A 14,146-nucleotide genomic window follows, 5' to 3' on the forward strand; every position below is an offset into this window, starting at 1 on the left:
CGCGTCTTGAAAACGACGCTGTTATCGCCGAACGATCCGATCTAAGGATTGCGAAAAGCGCAACTCAAGCGGCGGGCTGAGAATGCGGATCAGGATCATCGGAACGGGGCGGGCCGTGCCGGCTCGATGCGTGACGTCGCGCGCCCTCGATGCGCGGCTGGGGTTTGGCGATGGACATTTCGAGGCCGCGACCGGCATCATCGAACGCTATGTCTGCGAGGCCGAATCGCAGGTCGACCTTGCTTGTGCCGCAGCCCGTCTGGCGCTTGCCGATGCCGAACTTGAGGCAGGCAGTGTCGATCTTGTCATCGGCGGTTGCGGCGTGCCTTATCAGCCGTTGCCATCGACGGCTCCGCTGGTCATGCAGCGCCTCGGCCTTGCCGATGGGTCGGCGGCCGCCTTCGACGTCAACAGCACCTGCCTCGGCTTCCTCACAGCCTTCGAGACCGCGTCGCGCCTGATCGAGGCCGGGCAATGCCGGACGGCGCTGGTGTTCTCGTCTGAAATCGCCTCGCGCGCCCTGCCGTGGCAGGACCAGCCGGAAATTGCTGCCCTCTTCGGCGATGGCGCGGCGGCCGCCGTGCTGCAGCAGGCAGCCCCTGCCGAGGGTCGAGTCGCGGCCAACCTGATGCGCACCTACCCTTCCGCCTATGAGGCCTGCAGCATCGGCTCCGGCGGCACCCGGTTCGACTTTCATCGTGAGCCTGAGGAATTTGCCCGCCACAGCCTGTTCCACATGGAGGGTAAGGAACTGTTTCGCGTCACGTCACGCCATTTCAACGGCTTTGTAGCGGAGTTGCTCGATCGCGCCGGCTGGCGGCACGACGATGTTGACCTCGTCGTGCCGCATCAGGCGAGCCCTTTGGCGCTCGCCCACATGGCGCGTCAGACCGGCTTCGCCAGGGAAAAGCTCGTCGACATCGCGGCGCGCTACGGCAATCAGATCGCCGCTTCCATCCCGTTTGCGCTCGACGTCGCGCGCCGCGAACAACGCATTGTGCCGGGCGCCAAGGTGCTGTTCCTCGGCACCTCGGCCGGCGTGTCGTTCGGCGGCATGGCGCTGGAAGCATGACCGTGGGACGCGTCCTCGTCACCGGCGCCAGCGGCTTCCTCGGCGCGCATATCATGGCGCGGCTGGCGGCACTGGGTACACCGGCGCTGGGTCTTGGCAGGGACGCCAAACGCTGCGCGGCGCTCGAAGCCGCTGGTCATCGGGTCGTTCGGCTCGATTTGTCTCAACCATTCGATGCAGCTGCCGCGCGCGCTCTCGACGGCGTCGATGCGATCATCCACTGCGCGGCACTTTCCGCGCCCTTCGGCAGGTTGGCGGATTTCCAGACGGCAAATGTCACAGCTACCCGCAACCTCAGCGATTTCGCGCGCGGGCAAGGCGTGCGCCGCTTCGTCCATATCTCCAGCCCGACGGTCTGTTTCGCCTATCGCGACCAGCTCGGAGTTTCCGAGAATGCGGCCTTGCCCCCTCCGGTCAACCACTATGCCCGCACCAAGCGGCAGGCCGAGGAGATCGTGCTGGCGGCGCCTGAGATCAGCCCGGTGGTGCTGCGGCCGCGCGGCCTCTACGGTCCCGGCGACCGCACGCTGCTGCCGCGTCTGCTGCAGGTGGCGCGGCAGCGCCCGCTGCCGCTGTTTCGCGACGGCAAGGCGCGCATCGATCTCACTTATATTGAGGATGTCGTCGATGCGGTGCTTGCCGCGCTCTCCGCTGGCAGCGCTGCCGAGGGACAGATATTCAACATCTCCGGCGGCGAAGTGGTGCCGGTGCGCCGCATTGCCGAGGCGGCCTGCGCCCGCGCCGGCGTGCAGCCGCGCTGGCGCAGAATGCCGCTCTGGCCCGCCATGCTGGCGGCCGGGATAGCGGAGACGGTAGCGAATATATTGCCCGGCCGCCCGGAACCGCCGGTGACGCGCTACGGTCTTGGCCTGTTCGCCTATGCGCAGAGCCTCGATCTTTCCAAGGCAGGCCGCATCCTCGGCTGGGCGCCGAAAGTGTCGTTCGAGGAAGGGCTCGATCGCACATTCGGCAAGGCGACGGAAAGCAGGGAGGCTGCGTGAAGATCGTCTTCGCCAACAGCGCCTCTGTCGGCGCAGTCGAGCGCCTGATCCTGCGCGGCGGCAGCTGGGCGAAGGTCAGGCTACGTGTCCGCTACGGCCTGATCATGCATCCGCAGGCCGGCCCCGTACTGATCGATACCGGCTACACGCCGCATGTGACACAAGGCAGCGAGCGCAGCACGGCGTTGCGTCTTTACAGTGCGATCCTCCGGCCCCAGCTCAACGAAGCCGAGCAGCCGCTCGCGGTACTGGTGCGCTTCGGCCTCTCGCCGCAGGACGTGCGCACCGTCATTGTCACGCATTTCCATGCCGACCACATGTCGGGCCTGTCGCTGTTTCCCAACGCTCGGCTTATCGCCAATGACACCGCCTGGGCGCGGGCGAAGGCCAAGACTTCCCGGCAGAATCTGCGCCATGGCGTCTTCAAGGAACTGTTCCCGTCTGACTTCGAGGTCCGGCTCGACGGGCTGTCGTCGAAGCGGCGGATCGAACCTCGCGGCGGCGTGCCAGGCGGCGCCGATCTGTTCGGCGACGGCAGCGTCGTCGCAGTCGATCTGCCCGGCCATGCCGATGGCCAGTTCGGCCTTTTGTTCCCCAATCTGGAGCGGCCGCTGCTCTACGCCGTCGATGCCGAATGGCTGATCAGAGCATTGGTGGAAAACCGGACGCCCGGTCTGCCGGCTACTCTGCTGGCCGAGGACGCCACTGCGCTTGAGCCGACCAGCGCAACGCTGCGCCGGTTTATGGCGACCGGGGGCGAGGTCGTGCTTTGCCATGATCCGGCGTTGACGGCGTATGATCTTGCCGGAGAGGGCGCATGAACGGGCCGGCCGAAGCGATCCGCTCGTTTGCGCTGACGCAATGGCTCTCGCGCAAGAGCCGCGAGAATTTCGAACGCTGGCAAGGTCATGCCTTGCGCCGCTTTCTCGGCCGCGACCTGCCGCGTGCGCCGTTCTACGGCAAGGCGCCACGTCTTCTCGGCGACCTGCCGGTGACCGACAAGGCGACGGTGATGGGCAATTTCGACCGCTTCAACATTCATGGCGTCTCGGCGGCCGAGGCCTGGAAGGCGCAGGCAGTCGATGGCCGGATCGGCGAGTTGACTGTCGGCGCCAGCACCGGCACGTCGGGCAATCGCGGTCTGTTCGTCATTTCCGAAGCGGAAAAATACCGCTGGCTGGGCACGATCCTGGCCAAGACCGTGCCCGATCTCGTCTGGCGCCGGCAGCGCGCGGCGGTGATCCTGCCGCAAAACACCGGGCTCTACGACAGCGCGCGCAAATCGCGGCGCATCGACCTCGGCTTCTTCGACCTGATGCGCGGGCCGGAGAGCTGGCGCGCCGCCCTCGAAGGTTTCGCGCCGACGGTGATCATCGCGCCACCGAAGATACTGCGGCACTTCGCGGCCGAGGGCTTTCGACTGAAGCCGCAGCGTGTTTTCAGCGCCGCCGAAACGCTCGACCCGGTTGATCGGCCGGTCATCGAGGCATTCTTTGGTCGTCAGCTCGACCAGATCTACATGGCGACGGAAGGGCTGTTCGCCGTCACCTGCCGCCAGGGCGGGCTGCATCTGGCCGAGGATTCGGTGTTCTTCGAGTTCGAACCGGCCGGCGACGGCCTGGTCATGCCGCTGATCACCGCCTTTCGCCGCCGGACCCAGATCATGGCGCGCTACCGGATGAACGATCTGCTGCGGCTGTCCGAAAAGCCATGCCGCTGCGGCTCGCCGCTGCGCACGCTGGACGAGATCGTCGGCCGCATGGACGACGCTTTCCGGCTCGCCTCGCCGCACGGGCAGCTCCTCGTCACGCCCGACATACTACGCAATGCGGTGCTCAAGGCCGACCGGCGCATCGACGATTTCCGCCTGGTCCAGACCGCTGCCGACGTCATCGAACTTAGCCTTGCGCCCGAGCTCGCCGACGAAGCCGCCACTGCCGCGCATGCAGCCGTGCGAACGCTACTGGCCGCGCGCCAGGCGACGGTGAGAGTCAGCCTCCTGCGCAAGAGCCTGCCGCTGGAGACCAGCCGTAAACTGCGCCGTGTAGAATGCCGACTGGGGAGGAGGACGTGAATCGGCCTGCCGCATTGCCAGTCGCTCAACTGGACCAGGTTGAAAACAACCCGCGTGAGGTCGAAGCCTTCGTTCAGCTATTCAACGAGGTGCCGGTGCGCGACCTCGTGCGAAATCTGACGGTCGCCGTCGAGGCCCTCGAGATCGCTGGCCGCTTCTTTCCACTGACGCTGAACGACAGAAGCGAAGCGCCGAACTGCTATGTCTGCTGCCCGTCCAGCGCCTATATCGACTACGCCATCGACGAGACCCGCAATTTCGTCTCGTCGCCCATGCTGCAAAGAGCGATCCGCATGTTGATTGGCCTGTGCGCGCCGCTGGTCAGGATGAGCGGCCTCGACCATCAGGTTCAGGTCAACAACTGGCTCTATTCGACCAATCCGGTGCCGCTGCTCGATCGCAACGCGGTCGCTGCGATCCGCGACGATCTCACGGCGCGTTTTCCCGATCGCGCTGTTCTCATCCGCTCCCTGAACGAGATCGCCGATCCCTCGACAATCGCAGCGCTGAAGGCGGAGGGTTTTCGAATGCTGGCGGCGCGGCAAATCTACATCTTCGCCGGGCGCGGTTCGGCCATGACCAACGACATGAAGCGCGACCGCAAGCGGCTGCGCACGACGCCGTTCGAGCGGGTCGGCAATGGCGACTTCACCGAGGCCGACTATGCGCGCGCCGAAGCGCTCTACCGGATGCTCTATCTCGACAAATATACGCCACTCAACCCGCACTACACCGCCCGCTATATCGGCGAGACGCACCGTCGCGGCATCCTGCAACTGGCAGGCCTGCGTCGTCCCGGCGGTGAACTGGTCGCCGTCGCCGCTTTGTCTCAGAACGGCAGGACATTGACGCAGCCAATCGTTGGCTACGACACAAGTCTTCCAGTGAGCGAAGGGCTCTACCGCATGATGATGGCGATTGCGCAGGACCATGCGATGGCGCACGGCCTGTTCTTCAACATGAGCGCCGGTGCCGCCGCCTTCAAACGCTTGCGTGGCGCCGTGGCAACGGTGGAGTACAACGCCGTCTATGCCGGCCATCTTCGGCGCCGCCAGCGCGCTGCAGTGCGTATCATGGAATTTGTGCTCGCGAAGATCGGCGTTCCCCTGCTCAGGAGATTTGAACTTTGAGCGAAGCCCGGCAGCAAAAAGACAAAGACTATTGGCAGGCGGTGATGCGGTCTGCCGACATCAAAGCCAAGCCGAAGCGCATCCTGTTCGACGGCGCGCCGCTGGTGCTGTTCCGCTCGGCGCAGGGGATTGCAGCCCTCTTCGACCGCTGCGCTCACCGCCTGGTCGAACTCTCGACCGGCAAGGTCATCAGCGGCGAGATCGAATGTCCCTATCATGGCTGGCGCTACAATGGGGAAGGGCGCTGCACCGCCATTCCCGGCCATGTCGGCGACGTCCCGCATTACCGTGTCCGCCGCTACAGCGCGATCGAGCGCGACGGCGTCGTCTTCGTCTCGGCAGGCACGCCTGAGGGCGAGCCCTATCTCCATTGCATGCAAGGCAAGGATGTCGTCGTGAAGCGGGTGCGAAGCTCGGCGCGATCGACGGTGCTCGACGCCGCCGAGAACATTCTCGACGCCACTCACACCCACTTCACCCACAAGGGTGTGCTGCGCGGCCTGACCGCAAAGCGCCATCTCGTGCGCGTCGAGGTGACCGGCGGCAAGGGCTGGGTCGAAAGCTGCTACACCGGCGAGGACCGCCAACAGGGGCTGGTCAGCCGGCTGCTGGAAGGCGAGCGCGCCAGGACCATCGGCCGCTACCGCCATCCCGGCATCGTCGAACTCGAATATTGGGGCAAGGGCGGCTTGGCGCTGGCGACCACTTTCCATTTGCGTCAGGCGGACGAACGGACCGTCGAAGGCGTCGGCTGGCTGATCGGCCCGCGACAGGGCCTGTTCGGCGAACTCAAGGCGCTTGCTTTCCGGCCGCTCTTTGCCTTTGCCCTGCAGCAGGATCGCCGTGTGCTGAAATCGGCCAGCGACAACGCCCGTATATCGCCGCAGGTTCAGCCGGCGATCGGCCCGCTGGATTTCCTGCGCCGCGACATAGCGGCGATCATCGACGGCAAGATGCCACCGGCGGCGGCAGAGCCGAGGGTGTACCAGATCGAGCTGTAGGAAAGCGCTCTATTCAGTCCTGCTCCGGCCCATTCCACTCGATATCGCGCGTCGACGCAGCCTGAAGGCTGATGCGCTGGCGCAGTGCTGTGCCGGCGATCTCGGCCAGCGTGCGCCACTGCGCCCGCTTCGGCGCGGGGTCGCCCGGCCAGTCGAGCAGCTCATCGGCATCGTGCATCGCCTGGCGAAAGCTGCCGAGACCACCGGAGCGCAGTGCCGCCGGCATCCCGTAGATCCACATCGCAAGCCTCACCGTCTGCGGCGCCGTCACGTCGGGCTTCACCTCGGCGCCATCCTCCAGGACCGCGTCGGCGAAGCGCCGCGGATCGCGAAAGAAGTGCAGGCCGCTCACGGCGCGCGGATTGCACTCCAGTGGCAGCACCGTGCCGTTATTCTCGCGCATCAGGTCGAAGGAGATCTGGCCGGTCCAGCCGGCGCCGGCGACGAAGGTTTCGACGAAGCGCCGGGCAGCCGCATCCCCGACTGGCTCGAAACAGATGCCGGCGCCCATGCCGGCGCGATAGAGCGAACTGTAGAGCGCCAGCGCTTTGAGTTCACCCTCGACCGCCACCGCATAGGCGCTGATCTCTTCACCTGCGATGTAGCGCTGCGCCACCCAAGGAGCGGCGGGCGAGGGGCGGACGGCGTCGAGTTCGTCCGGCGATGGCCGCAGCAGTACGTCACGGGCAAAACGTGACCACACAGGTTTGAACACCAATTCGCGCGATTGGCCACGAACGCCGTCGAGATCGGCCTCGCTTTGCAGCAGTATCGTTTCCGGCACGTCGAGCCCAAGGCTCTGCGCCAGCCGGATGAAGGCATGCTTGTCGTGAACGCGGGCGAGCATCGCCATCTCGGGTGCGAAGAGGCGGGCCGGCATGGCGCGGTGCTGCCAGAAACGACCGAGATAAAAGACTTCCTCGCAGGTCGGGATAACGAGTTCGATGCCCTCCGCACGGACAAGCGCTTCCACCGCCTTGGCATAGGCGCCGGCGGCAAAGCGCGGCGGCGGCAGGCGATGGTAGGCGGCGCAGGCCGTGCTCGCTGCGGCGATCGGCCGGGCCGGGCTGTCGGCCAGGATCACCCGGCGCCCGGCGCCATGCAACAGCCGCGCCAGGTGCAGCGCCACCGGCGCGCGGGCACCGGTGATCAGCACGGTGCTATTGGGCATGAGCCACCGGCATCGGTTGGAAAAGACGAGTCGATGCTTCTGCGGAAGGCTTCATTCGCCATAAGTGCCACATGGCTTGCGTGCCGCCAACGGACTCCACAAAGGTGGCTCCGCTGCGTCAGCCATCGCTTTTTGGCCTTCGGGGCGTTATTGGCAATCTGTCGAACACCCGGATCTCCTCAATGCGCTTTCTGTTTGTCCTGATACTGCTTGCCGGCGCCGCCATTGGCTTCGTCTATCCCTGGGCGGTGAGCAATTTTTCCGGCCACGAGATCGGCGCCTGGCGCGTCTACGACCAGGGACGGTTTAGGCCTGTAACGGTGACGCTGAAAGCTGGCGACGCGCCGGTCAGAGTGTTGGTCGACCTGACGGCAAAGGCCGAGCGCATTGTCTCGCAGCAGCGCACTGTGCTGACGCTGACCGCCGCCACAGCCGGCCGCACGGTGCTTGCCTCGACGCTGCAATTCAACCACGCCGACAATCCGCGCCAGGTCAGCCCGCAACTGCCCGACAAGATCTTTCGCGACGAGGCCGGCGTGATAGAAACCGTCAGTCCCGGCGCCTATTTCTTCACCGCCGGCCCGGGCGACGCCGACGATATCCCGATACGCGCGGTGGATCTGATACTGCGCTCCGGCGCCGGTGAGATCGATCAACGCGCACGGCCGGTCGGCTATGGGCTGATGGCAGTCGGCCTGATCGGCTTCCTGCTTGCTCTGGCTTTCGGCGGTCGCCGGCCGGAGAACCCGAACTCGAAGCCGCCACCGCCGCGTTGGGGCAGAGGCTCCTCGACATGAGCGCGTCATGAACTACCGTCACGCCTATCACGCCGGCAATTTCGCCGACGTCGTCAAGCATGTCGTGCTCAGCCTTCTGCTCGACTATCTGAAGCAGAAGGACAAGGCGTTCCGTGTCGTCGACACTCATGCCGGCATTGGCCGCTACGATCTTTCGTCGGCGGAAGCGCAAAAGACCGGCGAATGGCAAGGCGGCATCGGCCGCCTCATCCACGCCCCGATCGAAAAATCGGCGGCTGCGCTGCTTGCCCCCTATCTTGAAGCGGTGCGTTCGCTCAATCCCGATGGCGGGGTGAAGAAATATCCGGGCTCGCCATTGATCGCCAGGTACCTCATGCGAAAGCAGGACCGGTTGTCGGCGATCGAATTGCACGACGCAGATGCTGCCAGGCTGAAGACGCTGTTTGCCGGCGATTTCCAGACAAGGGTGATCGAACTCGACGGCTGGCTGGCGCTTGGCGCGCATCTGCCGCCAAAGGAAAAGCGCGGCCTGGTGCTGATCGATCCGCCGTTCGAAGAAGCCGGCGAATTCGACCGCCTGGTCGACGGAATGCAGAAAGCGCACAGGCGCTGGCCGGGTGGCATCTACGCGCTGTGGTATCCGATCAAGGACCGCAAAGCGATCATCGCCTTCCGCAAGGCGCTCAAGCAATCCGGCGTTCCAAAACTGCTCGACATCGAGTTCGAGATCCGGCCGGCATCGCGTGAACCAAGCCTCGACGGCAGCGGCATGGTGGTGGTCAACCCGCCCTTCACGCTGGAGCGCGAACTGCGCATCGTGCTGCCGGTCCTGCACAGATTGCTGGCGGTCGAAAAGCCGGCGCACTGGTCGCTGGAATGGCTGGCCGGGGAGTAGCGACGCTTCGCAGCGGGCGACGCCCGCGGCAAAGACACAAAGTCGCTAGAAGTTTTGACGATGGCGCCATCCGCGAATGCTCAGCTGTGTTCAACGAACCGAAACCATGGAGATGCACATCTAATCGGCTTGGCGTTGACGCTAATCCCAGAATCAGATAGATAGATGTCTAATTATTAGATTTCGAATCGAAGCCAAGATCGAAAAAAAAGGAACTGGTCAACGCGATAGGCTTCGCGATGTCGCGCTGGCAGGATGCCGTTGAAACGTTCGATGGGACCGTTGCCGAAATCTATGTGCTGAGCGCTGCCGAGCGCCGCTGTCTCGGCGCGATCAGTCACGGCCCGCGGCCGGCAAACGTCGTAGCGAGGGAGACAAATCTCACGCCGGCGGCGGTTACGACGTTGATTGACCGGCTGGAAAAGCGCGGCTTCGTCAGCCGCCAGCCGGACCCCAATGACAGGCGCAAGGTCATGGTCGCGGCGGGCAAGAAGACCGAGGAACTCGTCCGGCGCTGCTACCATCCGATCCCCGAGGCGGGCGACGCATTGCTGGAGAAATACTCGGTGGCCGAGATGCAGGTTTTGCTCGGCTTCATCGAAGAGGTCGAAGCGATGCACAAGGCGCAGACCGAGAGGCTGCGCGGCAAAGCAAAACCGGTGCCTTGAGAGAAGGCATCGGAGGATGGTCCGGCGCAACGCCGGTCCGGTTTCAACTGTGTACTGTCAAGGAGACCCTATGCCCCGTATGATCTTCGTCAACTTGCCCGTCGCCGACCTCGCTGCGTCGATGGCCTTCTACAAAGCTCTCGGTTTCGACAACAACCCGCACTTCACCGACGACACCGCAGCCTGCATTGTGCTGAGCGAAACGATGAACGTCATGCTGCTCACCCATGCCAAATGGCGTCAGTTCACCGATCGCCCCATCCCACCGGCCACCTCGAGCGAGGTCATGCTTGCCGTGTCCTGCGACAGCCGCGCGGCGGTCGATGCGATGAACGAGGCGGCGGCTAAAAATGGCGGCGCCGCCGACATCAACGCCCAGCAGGATTATGGCTTCATGTACAATCGCAGCCTGGCCGATCCTGACGGCCACGTCTGGGAAGCGATGTGGATGGACCCGGCCGCCATACCGCAGGGCGCCGCCAAGCAAGGCTGAACCGGGTTTCGGCGGCCCGCCGGCCATGGGCAGGCCGCTTTTCCTAATGGGCAAGGCGAGCTTTTTCAAAGGTCAGGACGTGGTTTCGCAGCTTCGCACCGGAAAAACCGGTTGCGGAGCGGGAAACCATCGGCAGCGCGACCGCTTGACCGCGCGCCGCCGAATCCGCAAAGTGGGCGCAGTCGACCTTTGAGAGGCTGCCATGACTCGCTTTGCCAAATCCGCTCTTGCTGCCCTGATTTCGCTTTGCACGCCGCTGGCCGCACCCCTCGGCCAGCCAGCACAGGCCGCCGACCTTTCCGTCTATTCCGACGAGGACAGCGGCGTTTGCGGCGAGGCTTGGGTGCTAAGCAAGATCTCCAGCCGCTTCTCCTACCAGGTGCATCACGTGCCGCATCTGCCGGATGTTTCGATCACAGATTTCCAGCGCATCCACCAGCATCGCTATCTCCCGGCCAGCGAAGAATGGCCGATCGGCCGCCGCTATTGCGGCGCCACCGTCAGCCTTTCCGATGGCCGCGCCCGCACCATCTGGTACTTGATCGAGGAAGGCCAGGGTTTTGCCTCGATCGGCGACAATGTCGAATTCTGCGTCTCGGGCTTCGACCGCTGGATGGTCTACAACGGCCGCTGCCGCGTCCTGCGCTAAGGTCGGATAAGAACCGCCGTTGAACCTGCCATCTCCCGCAAGGGGGAGATCTGATGTCGCTCCGGTTTCGCCAATCTCCGAACTGCTGCCGCTGCCTCACACCGCCTTCCCACCAGACACGTAAGCGCAGATCAGTTCGACCAACTGCTTCTGCAGCTCCGGCGCGTCGAGCGTGTCTCGCCGCGCGGCATTGTGGATGACGCCCTCGACCGCCGAGGACAGCACACGGGCCACGGCCTCATTGTCCTTTCTGCGCCTGCGATATTGCGCCACCGCCGTCGTGTAGTGATCGAGATAGCGCGATTGGAACGAGGCATGGGCGGCGCGTGAGCCGCGATCGCCCGGCGCCTCGTCGAGCAGCACCTGATGCAGCGTCGGATGGATGCTGTGCGCATCGATCATGCCGCGCACCAGCTCCTGCGCGAATCGTTTGATCGGCTTGTCGCCTTCTGTTGATTCGGCGATCACCGACAGCACCTGATCGAAATGTCGCCGGCGAATTGCTTCGACCAGCGACAGCTTGTCGGGAAAATATTGATAGAGCGAGCCGATGCTGACGCCGGCCGCATCGGCCACCTTGTTGGTGGTGAAGCCGGCCCAGCCGAGCGCGCTTAGAACATGAGCACCGGCTTCGATGATCGCCTCGACCGTCGCTCTCGAACGCGCCTGGCGCGGCTGCTTGCGCATGCGTGAGCGCGGCTTTGCAATGCGAGTAGACATGTCTGCTCCAGCAGCCAAGAATATAGATAATATACTCACATTTCTTGCAAAGGATACAAACCATGGACGCGCTGGATTTGCTCCGCAGCCTCTTCGTTTATCAAGCCTGGGCGAATGGTGAATTGCTGCAGAAGCTTGCGGGCCTCGACCAGCAGGAGCATGTCGATCAGCGCCACACGGCGACCCGTCTCATCAACCACAACCTTGTCGTATCGAAGATATTCGCCGCGCATCTTTCCGGCACGCGTCATGGCTATGCGTCCGAATTGAGCGCTGGTGTCGCTGCGATGGATCGTTGGTATCTCGACCATATCGAAGCCGTCTCGCCAAAGCTCATGTCAGAGCCTGTGCCTTTCACCTTCACCGACGGCGACAGGGCGATGATGTCACGCCAGGAAATGCTGACACATGTCGTCACGCATGGCGGCTATCACCGCGGCGAGATCGGGCGGATCCTGATGCAGATCGGCATTGCGCCGCCGTGGGATACGTTTGCCGCCCACCTCCACCACGCCGAGCCTTCGCGCCGGCCACAGGTGCGCGAGCGGGTTGGCGCTTAGGGGCCTGCACCCCTTGGCTTCCAAGGGATCGCGGCTTCCTGGGAAGGAGGATTCCCCGATCTTCGTTTCCCATTTCCGTTAGGCATCTCTTGCGCCGAAGCTGGCGATCTCCCTTCTCGTCTGGGAAACGTCCGACACAACAGGCTGTCCCTTCAAGTGCTGTCTTTCCTGGCTTCCATCCAACCACTTTCGATATACGAGTAAAAAGCTCGCGTTTAGTTTAGTGCTGTTCCTGCAACCGTGGGGATGAAGCAAGATCAGCCTCTGCGGTGCGATGATTGTTGCCATCCGATAGGCCGCCGATGACCGCGTGAGATCGACGGCGTTGCAAGAGAATGTGAGCTTGACGAGAAGATCGTGTGAGTCGCGATATCAGAGATTTCTCTCGCAATAGTTCGCTGCGAAGCGGGAAGATTCTTTGCCGATTTCTGTGCCGATCATTGCGACCATGCTCTCAGCGTAACCGAAACTTAATCTGCAAAATTCTATGTAATGCTTCGCTGGCTAGATACGCACGAGTCAGATATGCATTAGCTCGCCGGGTCACTCACGGCCATCGGCACAAACGCAAGGGGCATCGCATGGCAAAGACCACGACGAAGGCGCCGGCGGCGAAAGCGCCGGCAAAGAAAGCGGCACCGAAAGCAGCCGCGAAACCTGCAGCAGTAAAGAAGGCAGCACCGAAGGCAGCGGCAAAGCCGGCTGCCAAGGCAGCGGCAAAGCCGGCAGCTAAGGCAGTAGCAAAACCCGCCGCCAAGGCAGCAGCGAAACCCGCCGCCAAGAAGCCGGCCGCCAAGGCTGTGGCGAAGCCTGCTGCGAAGGCAGCAGCCAAGCCCGCCGCCAAGAAGCCGGCAGCCAAGGCAGCGGCAAAACCCGCCGCCAAGGCTCCGATGAAGGCCGCCGCCGCCAAGTCGACGGCCGCTGTGAAGAAGGCTGCACCGGCCAAAAAGCCAGCCGCCAAGAAGAAGTAACAGCGGTCCATCTCAAAGCTCCCGGGAACTTTGCCGACTGGCAGATTCCCGGGAGCTTTTTTGTTGTGATTTAGGTCTTGTTTGATGCATGTCGTTCTCTCGAAATTGACGCCACTTCTGTGAGACATGCATGGCGATTTCATTGTCGGCGGATTGGCCGCCTGGTTTTGCCCTTCTGGCAGTTGCTCCCTCAGGGAAGATCGGCCAACACTAAGGCGGTCGCATTCGATGGGGTTCAGGCGACACGCTCTAGACCTTTGTTTTACGCGCGTCGTTCTCAAGACCGGAATCGCATTTTTGAGCGACATGCACTGGCCGTCCGAAAACAGGGAACCGATCATGCCGAAGCTGCTCTACGCGTCCTCATCCCCCTACAGTTCCAAGGTGCGCATGGCAGCACTCCATGCCGGCATTGCCGTCGAGCTCGTGCCGGTCAAGACCGAGGACAAGCCTGCTGAACTGATGTCAGCCAATCCTCTCGGCAAGATTCCGGTGCTGGTGCTCGACGACGGCCGCTCGATCCATGACAGCCGCGCGATCACTCAGCATCTCAACCGCGCTTCGAAGAGCCTGTTGTTGCCGCGCAATGCCGACAAGCGCCTCGAGGCCGAAGTGCTGGAGGCGCTGGCCGACGGCATATGCGACTGCGCGCTGTCGATGGTCTATGAGCGGCGCACGCGTCCGGAGGAGATGGTCTATCAACCCTGGCTCGATCGCCAGTGGACCAAGATCACCGCCGCACTCGATTTCCTCAACGCCAATCCGCCGAAGCTGCCGAAGAAGATCACGCTTGGCCAGCTGGCGTTGCGTGCCTGCCTCGGCTACCTCTCTCTGCGCTTCGCCGGCAAATGGGAAAAGGGCCGCGGTCGCCTGACCCGCTGGGCAGCGCGTTTCGATGAGAAGTTTCCGGGGCTGAAGGTGGCTGTGCCGGCTTGACGGGCGAAACAAAAAAAGCCGGGCGCGAGGCCCGGCTTTCTCGTGTC

General features: G+C 63.6%; 16 protein-coding genes. 13 read left to right on the plus strand and 3 right to left on the minus strand.

The window, feature by feature from the left end:
* Window positions 1-130: 130 nt before the first annotated feature.
* The 6 genes from NKJ78_RS07950 to NKJ78_RS07975 are packed head-to-tail and all read left to right on the plus strand — an operon-like array spanning window position 131 to window position 6,278.
* Window positions 131-1,072 carry a 3-oxoacyl-[acyl-carrier-protein] synthase III C-terminal domain-containing protein gene (locus NKJ78_RS07950; protein WP_245260397.1) on the plus strand — a complete coding sequence of 314 codons (942 nt, stop codon included), beginning with the start codon at window positions 131-133 and terminating at the stop codon, window positions 1,070-1,072.
* Window positions 1,069-2,073, plus strand: coding sequence for an NAD-dependent epimerase/dehydratase family protein (locus NKJ78_RS07955; RefSeq protein WP_031253535.1), 1,005 nt, complete (start codon window positions 1,069-1,071; stop codon window positions 2,071-2,073). Before NKJ78_RS07950 ends, NKJ78_RS07955 begins: the two co-directional genes overlap by 4 nt.
* A complete protein-coding gene (locus NKJ78_RS07960; protein WP_023738614.1) occupies window positions 2,070-2,894 on the plus strand; it encodes an MBL fold metallo-hydrolase in 825 nt (274 codons plus the stop codon). The genes NKJ78_RS07955 and NKJ78_RS07960 overlap by 4 nt, the downstream gene beginning before the upstream one ends.
* Entirely contained in the window at window positions 2,891-4,147 is a 1,257-nt protein-coding gene (locus NKJ78_RS07965; protein ID WP_352459632.1) for a F390 synthetase-related protein, read from the plus strand. Before NKJ78_RS07960 ends, NKJ78_RS07965 begins: the two co-directional genes overlap by 4 nt.
* Complete coding sequence (locus NKJ78_RS07970; protein WP_245260398.1) at window positions 4,144-5,277, plus strand: GNAT family N-acetyltransferase; 1,134 nt, start codon at window positions 4,144-4,146, stop codon at window positions 5,275-5,277. The genes NKJ78_RS07965 and NKJ78_RS07970 overlap by 4 nt, the downstream gene beginning before the upstream one ends.
* Entirely contained in the window at window positions 5,274-6,278 is a 1,005-nt protein-coding gene (locus NKJ78_RS07975) for a Rieske 2Fe-2S domain-containing protein (protein WP_352459631.1), read from the plus strand. Before NKJ78_RS07970 ends, NKJ78_RS07975 begins: the two co-directional genes overlap by 4 nt.
* Before the next feature lie 13 nt (window positions 6,279-6,291).
* On the opposite strand, the gene NKJ78_RS07980 is transcribed toward NKJ78_RS07975, so the two are convergent.
* Entirely contained in the window at window positions 6,292-7,449 is a 1,158-nt protein-coding gene (locus tag NKJ78_RS07980; protein WP_031253533.1) for an ATP-grasp domain-containing protein, read from the minus strand.
* A gap of 182 nt (window positions 7,450-7,631) precedes the next feature.
* Between NKJ78_RS07980 and NKJ78_RS07985 the strand changes: the two genes are divergently transcribed.
* From NKJ78_RS07985 to NKJ78_RS08005, 5 genes are all read left to right on the plus strand, one after another.
* Window positions 7,632-8,246: a hypothetical protein gene (locus NKJ78_RS07985; protein ID WP_352562410.1), complete on the plus strand. Its 615-nt coding sequence runs from the start codon at window positions 7,632-7,634 to the stop codon at window positions 8,244-8,246.
* A gap of 7 nt (window positions 8,247-8,253) precedes the next feature.
* A complete protein-coding gene (locus NKJ78_RS07990) occupies window positions 8,254-9,102 on the plus strand; it encodes a 23S rRNA (adenine(2030)-N(6))-methyltransferase RlmJ (protein WP_023705344.1) in 849 nt (282 codons plus the stop codon).
* Between the two features lie 239 nt (window positions 9,103-9,341).
* Window positions 9,342-9,770: a MarR family winged helix-turn-helix transcriptional regulator gene (locus NKJ78_RS07995; protein WP_023738620.1), complete on the plus strand. Its 429-nt coding sequence runs from the start codon at window positions 9,342-9,344 to the stop codon at window positions 9,768-9,770.
* Window positions 9,771-9,840: 70 nt separating this feature from the next.
* The gene (locus tag NKJ78_RS08000) at window positions 9,841-10,263 is read left to right on the plus strand and encodes a VOC family protein (RefSeq protein WP_023738621.1); all 423 of its coding nucleotides are present in this window, start codon (window positions 9,841-9,843) and stop codon (window positions 10,261-10,263) included.
* A 202-nt stretch (window positions 10,264-10,465) separates the two neighbouring features.
* Window positions 10,466-10,912, plus strand: a complete 447-nt coding sequence (locus NKJ78_RS08005; protein WP_023673457.1) for a hypothetical protein — start codon at window positions 10,466-10,468, stop codon at window positions 10,910-10,912.
* A gap of 96 nt (window positions 10,913-11,008) precedes the next feature.
* Here NKJ78_RS08005 and NKJ78_RS08010 read toward each other — a convergent pair whose 3' ends face one another.
* On the minus strand, window positions 11,009-11,632 hold the full coding sequence (locus NKJ78_RS08010) for a TetR family transcriptional regulator (RefSeq protein ID WP_031253531.1): 624 nt from the start codon (window positions 11,630-11,632) through the stop codon (window positions 11,009-11,011).
* Between the two features lie 62 nt (window positions 11,633-11,694).
* Between NKJ78_RS08010 and NKJ78_RS08015 the strand changes: the two genes are divergently transcribed.
* Window positions 11,695-12,192, plus strand: coding sequence for a DinB family protein (locus NKJ78_RS08015; protein ID WP_023738624.1), 498 nt, complete (start codon window positions 11,695-11,697; stop codon window positions 12,190-12,192).
* Between the two features lie 547 nt (window positions 12,193-12,739).
* Here NKJ78_RS08015 and NKJ78_RS08020 read toward each other — a convergent pair.
* Window positions 12,740-13,504 carry a hypothetical protein gene (locus tag NKJ78_RS08020; protein WP_198018625.1) on the minus strand — a complete coding sequence of 255 codons (765 nt, stop codon included), beginning with the start codon at window positions 13,502-13,504 and terminating at the stop codon, window positions 12,740-12,742.
* On the opposite strand from NKJ78_RS08020, the gene NKJ78_RS08025 reads away from it, so the two are divergent.
* Window positions 13,503-14,099: a glutathione S-transferase family protein gene (locus tag NKJ78_RS08025; RefSeq protein ID WP_023689091.1), complete on the plus strand. Its 597-nt coding sequence runs from the start codon at window positions 13,503-13,505 to the stop codon at window positions 14,097-14,099. The genes NKJ78_RS08020 and NKJ78_RS08025 overlap by 2 nt on opposite strands.
* Window positions 14,100-14,146 lie beyond the last annotated feature (47 nt).

It is taken from the genome of Mesorhizobium sp. M0037 (assembly GCF_040323635.1).
GTDB lineage: Bacteria > Pseudomonadota > Alphaproteobacteria > Rhizobiales > Rhizobiaceae > Mesorhizobium.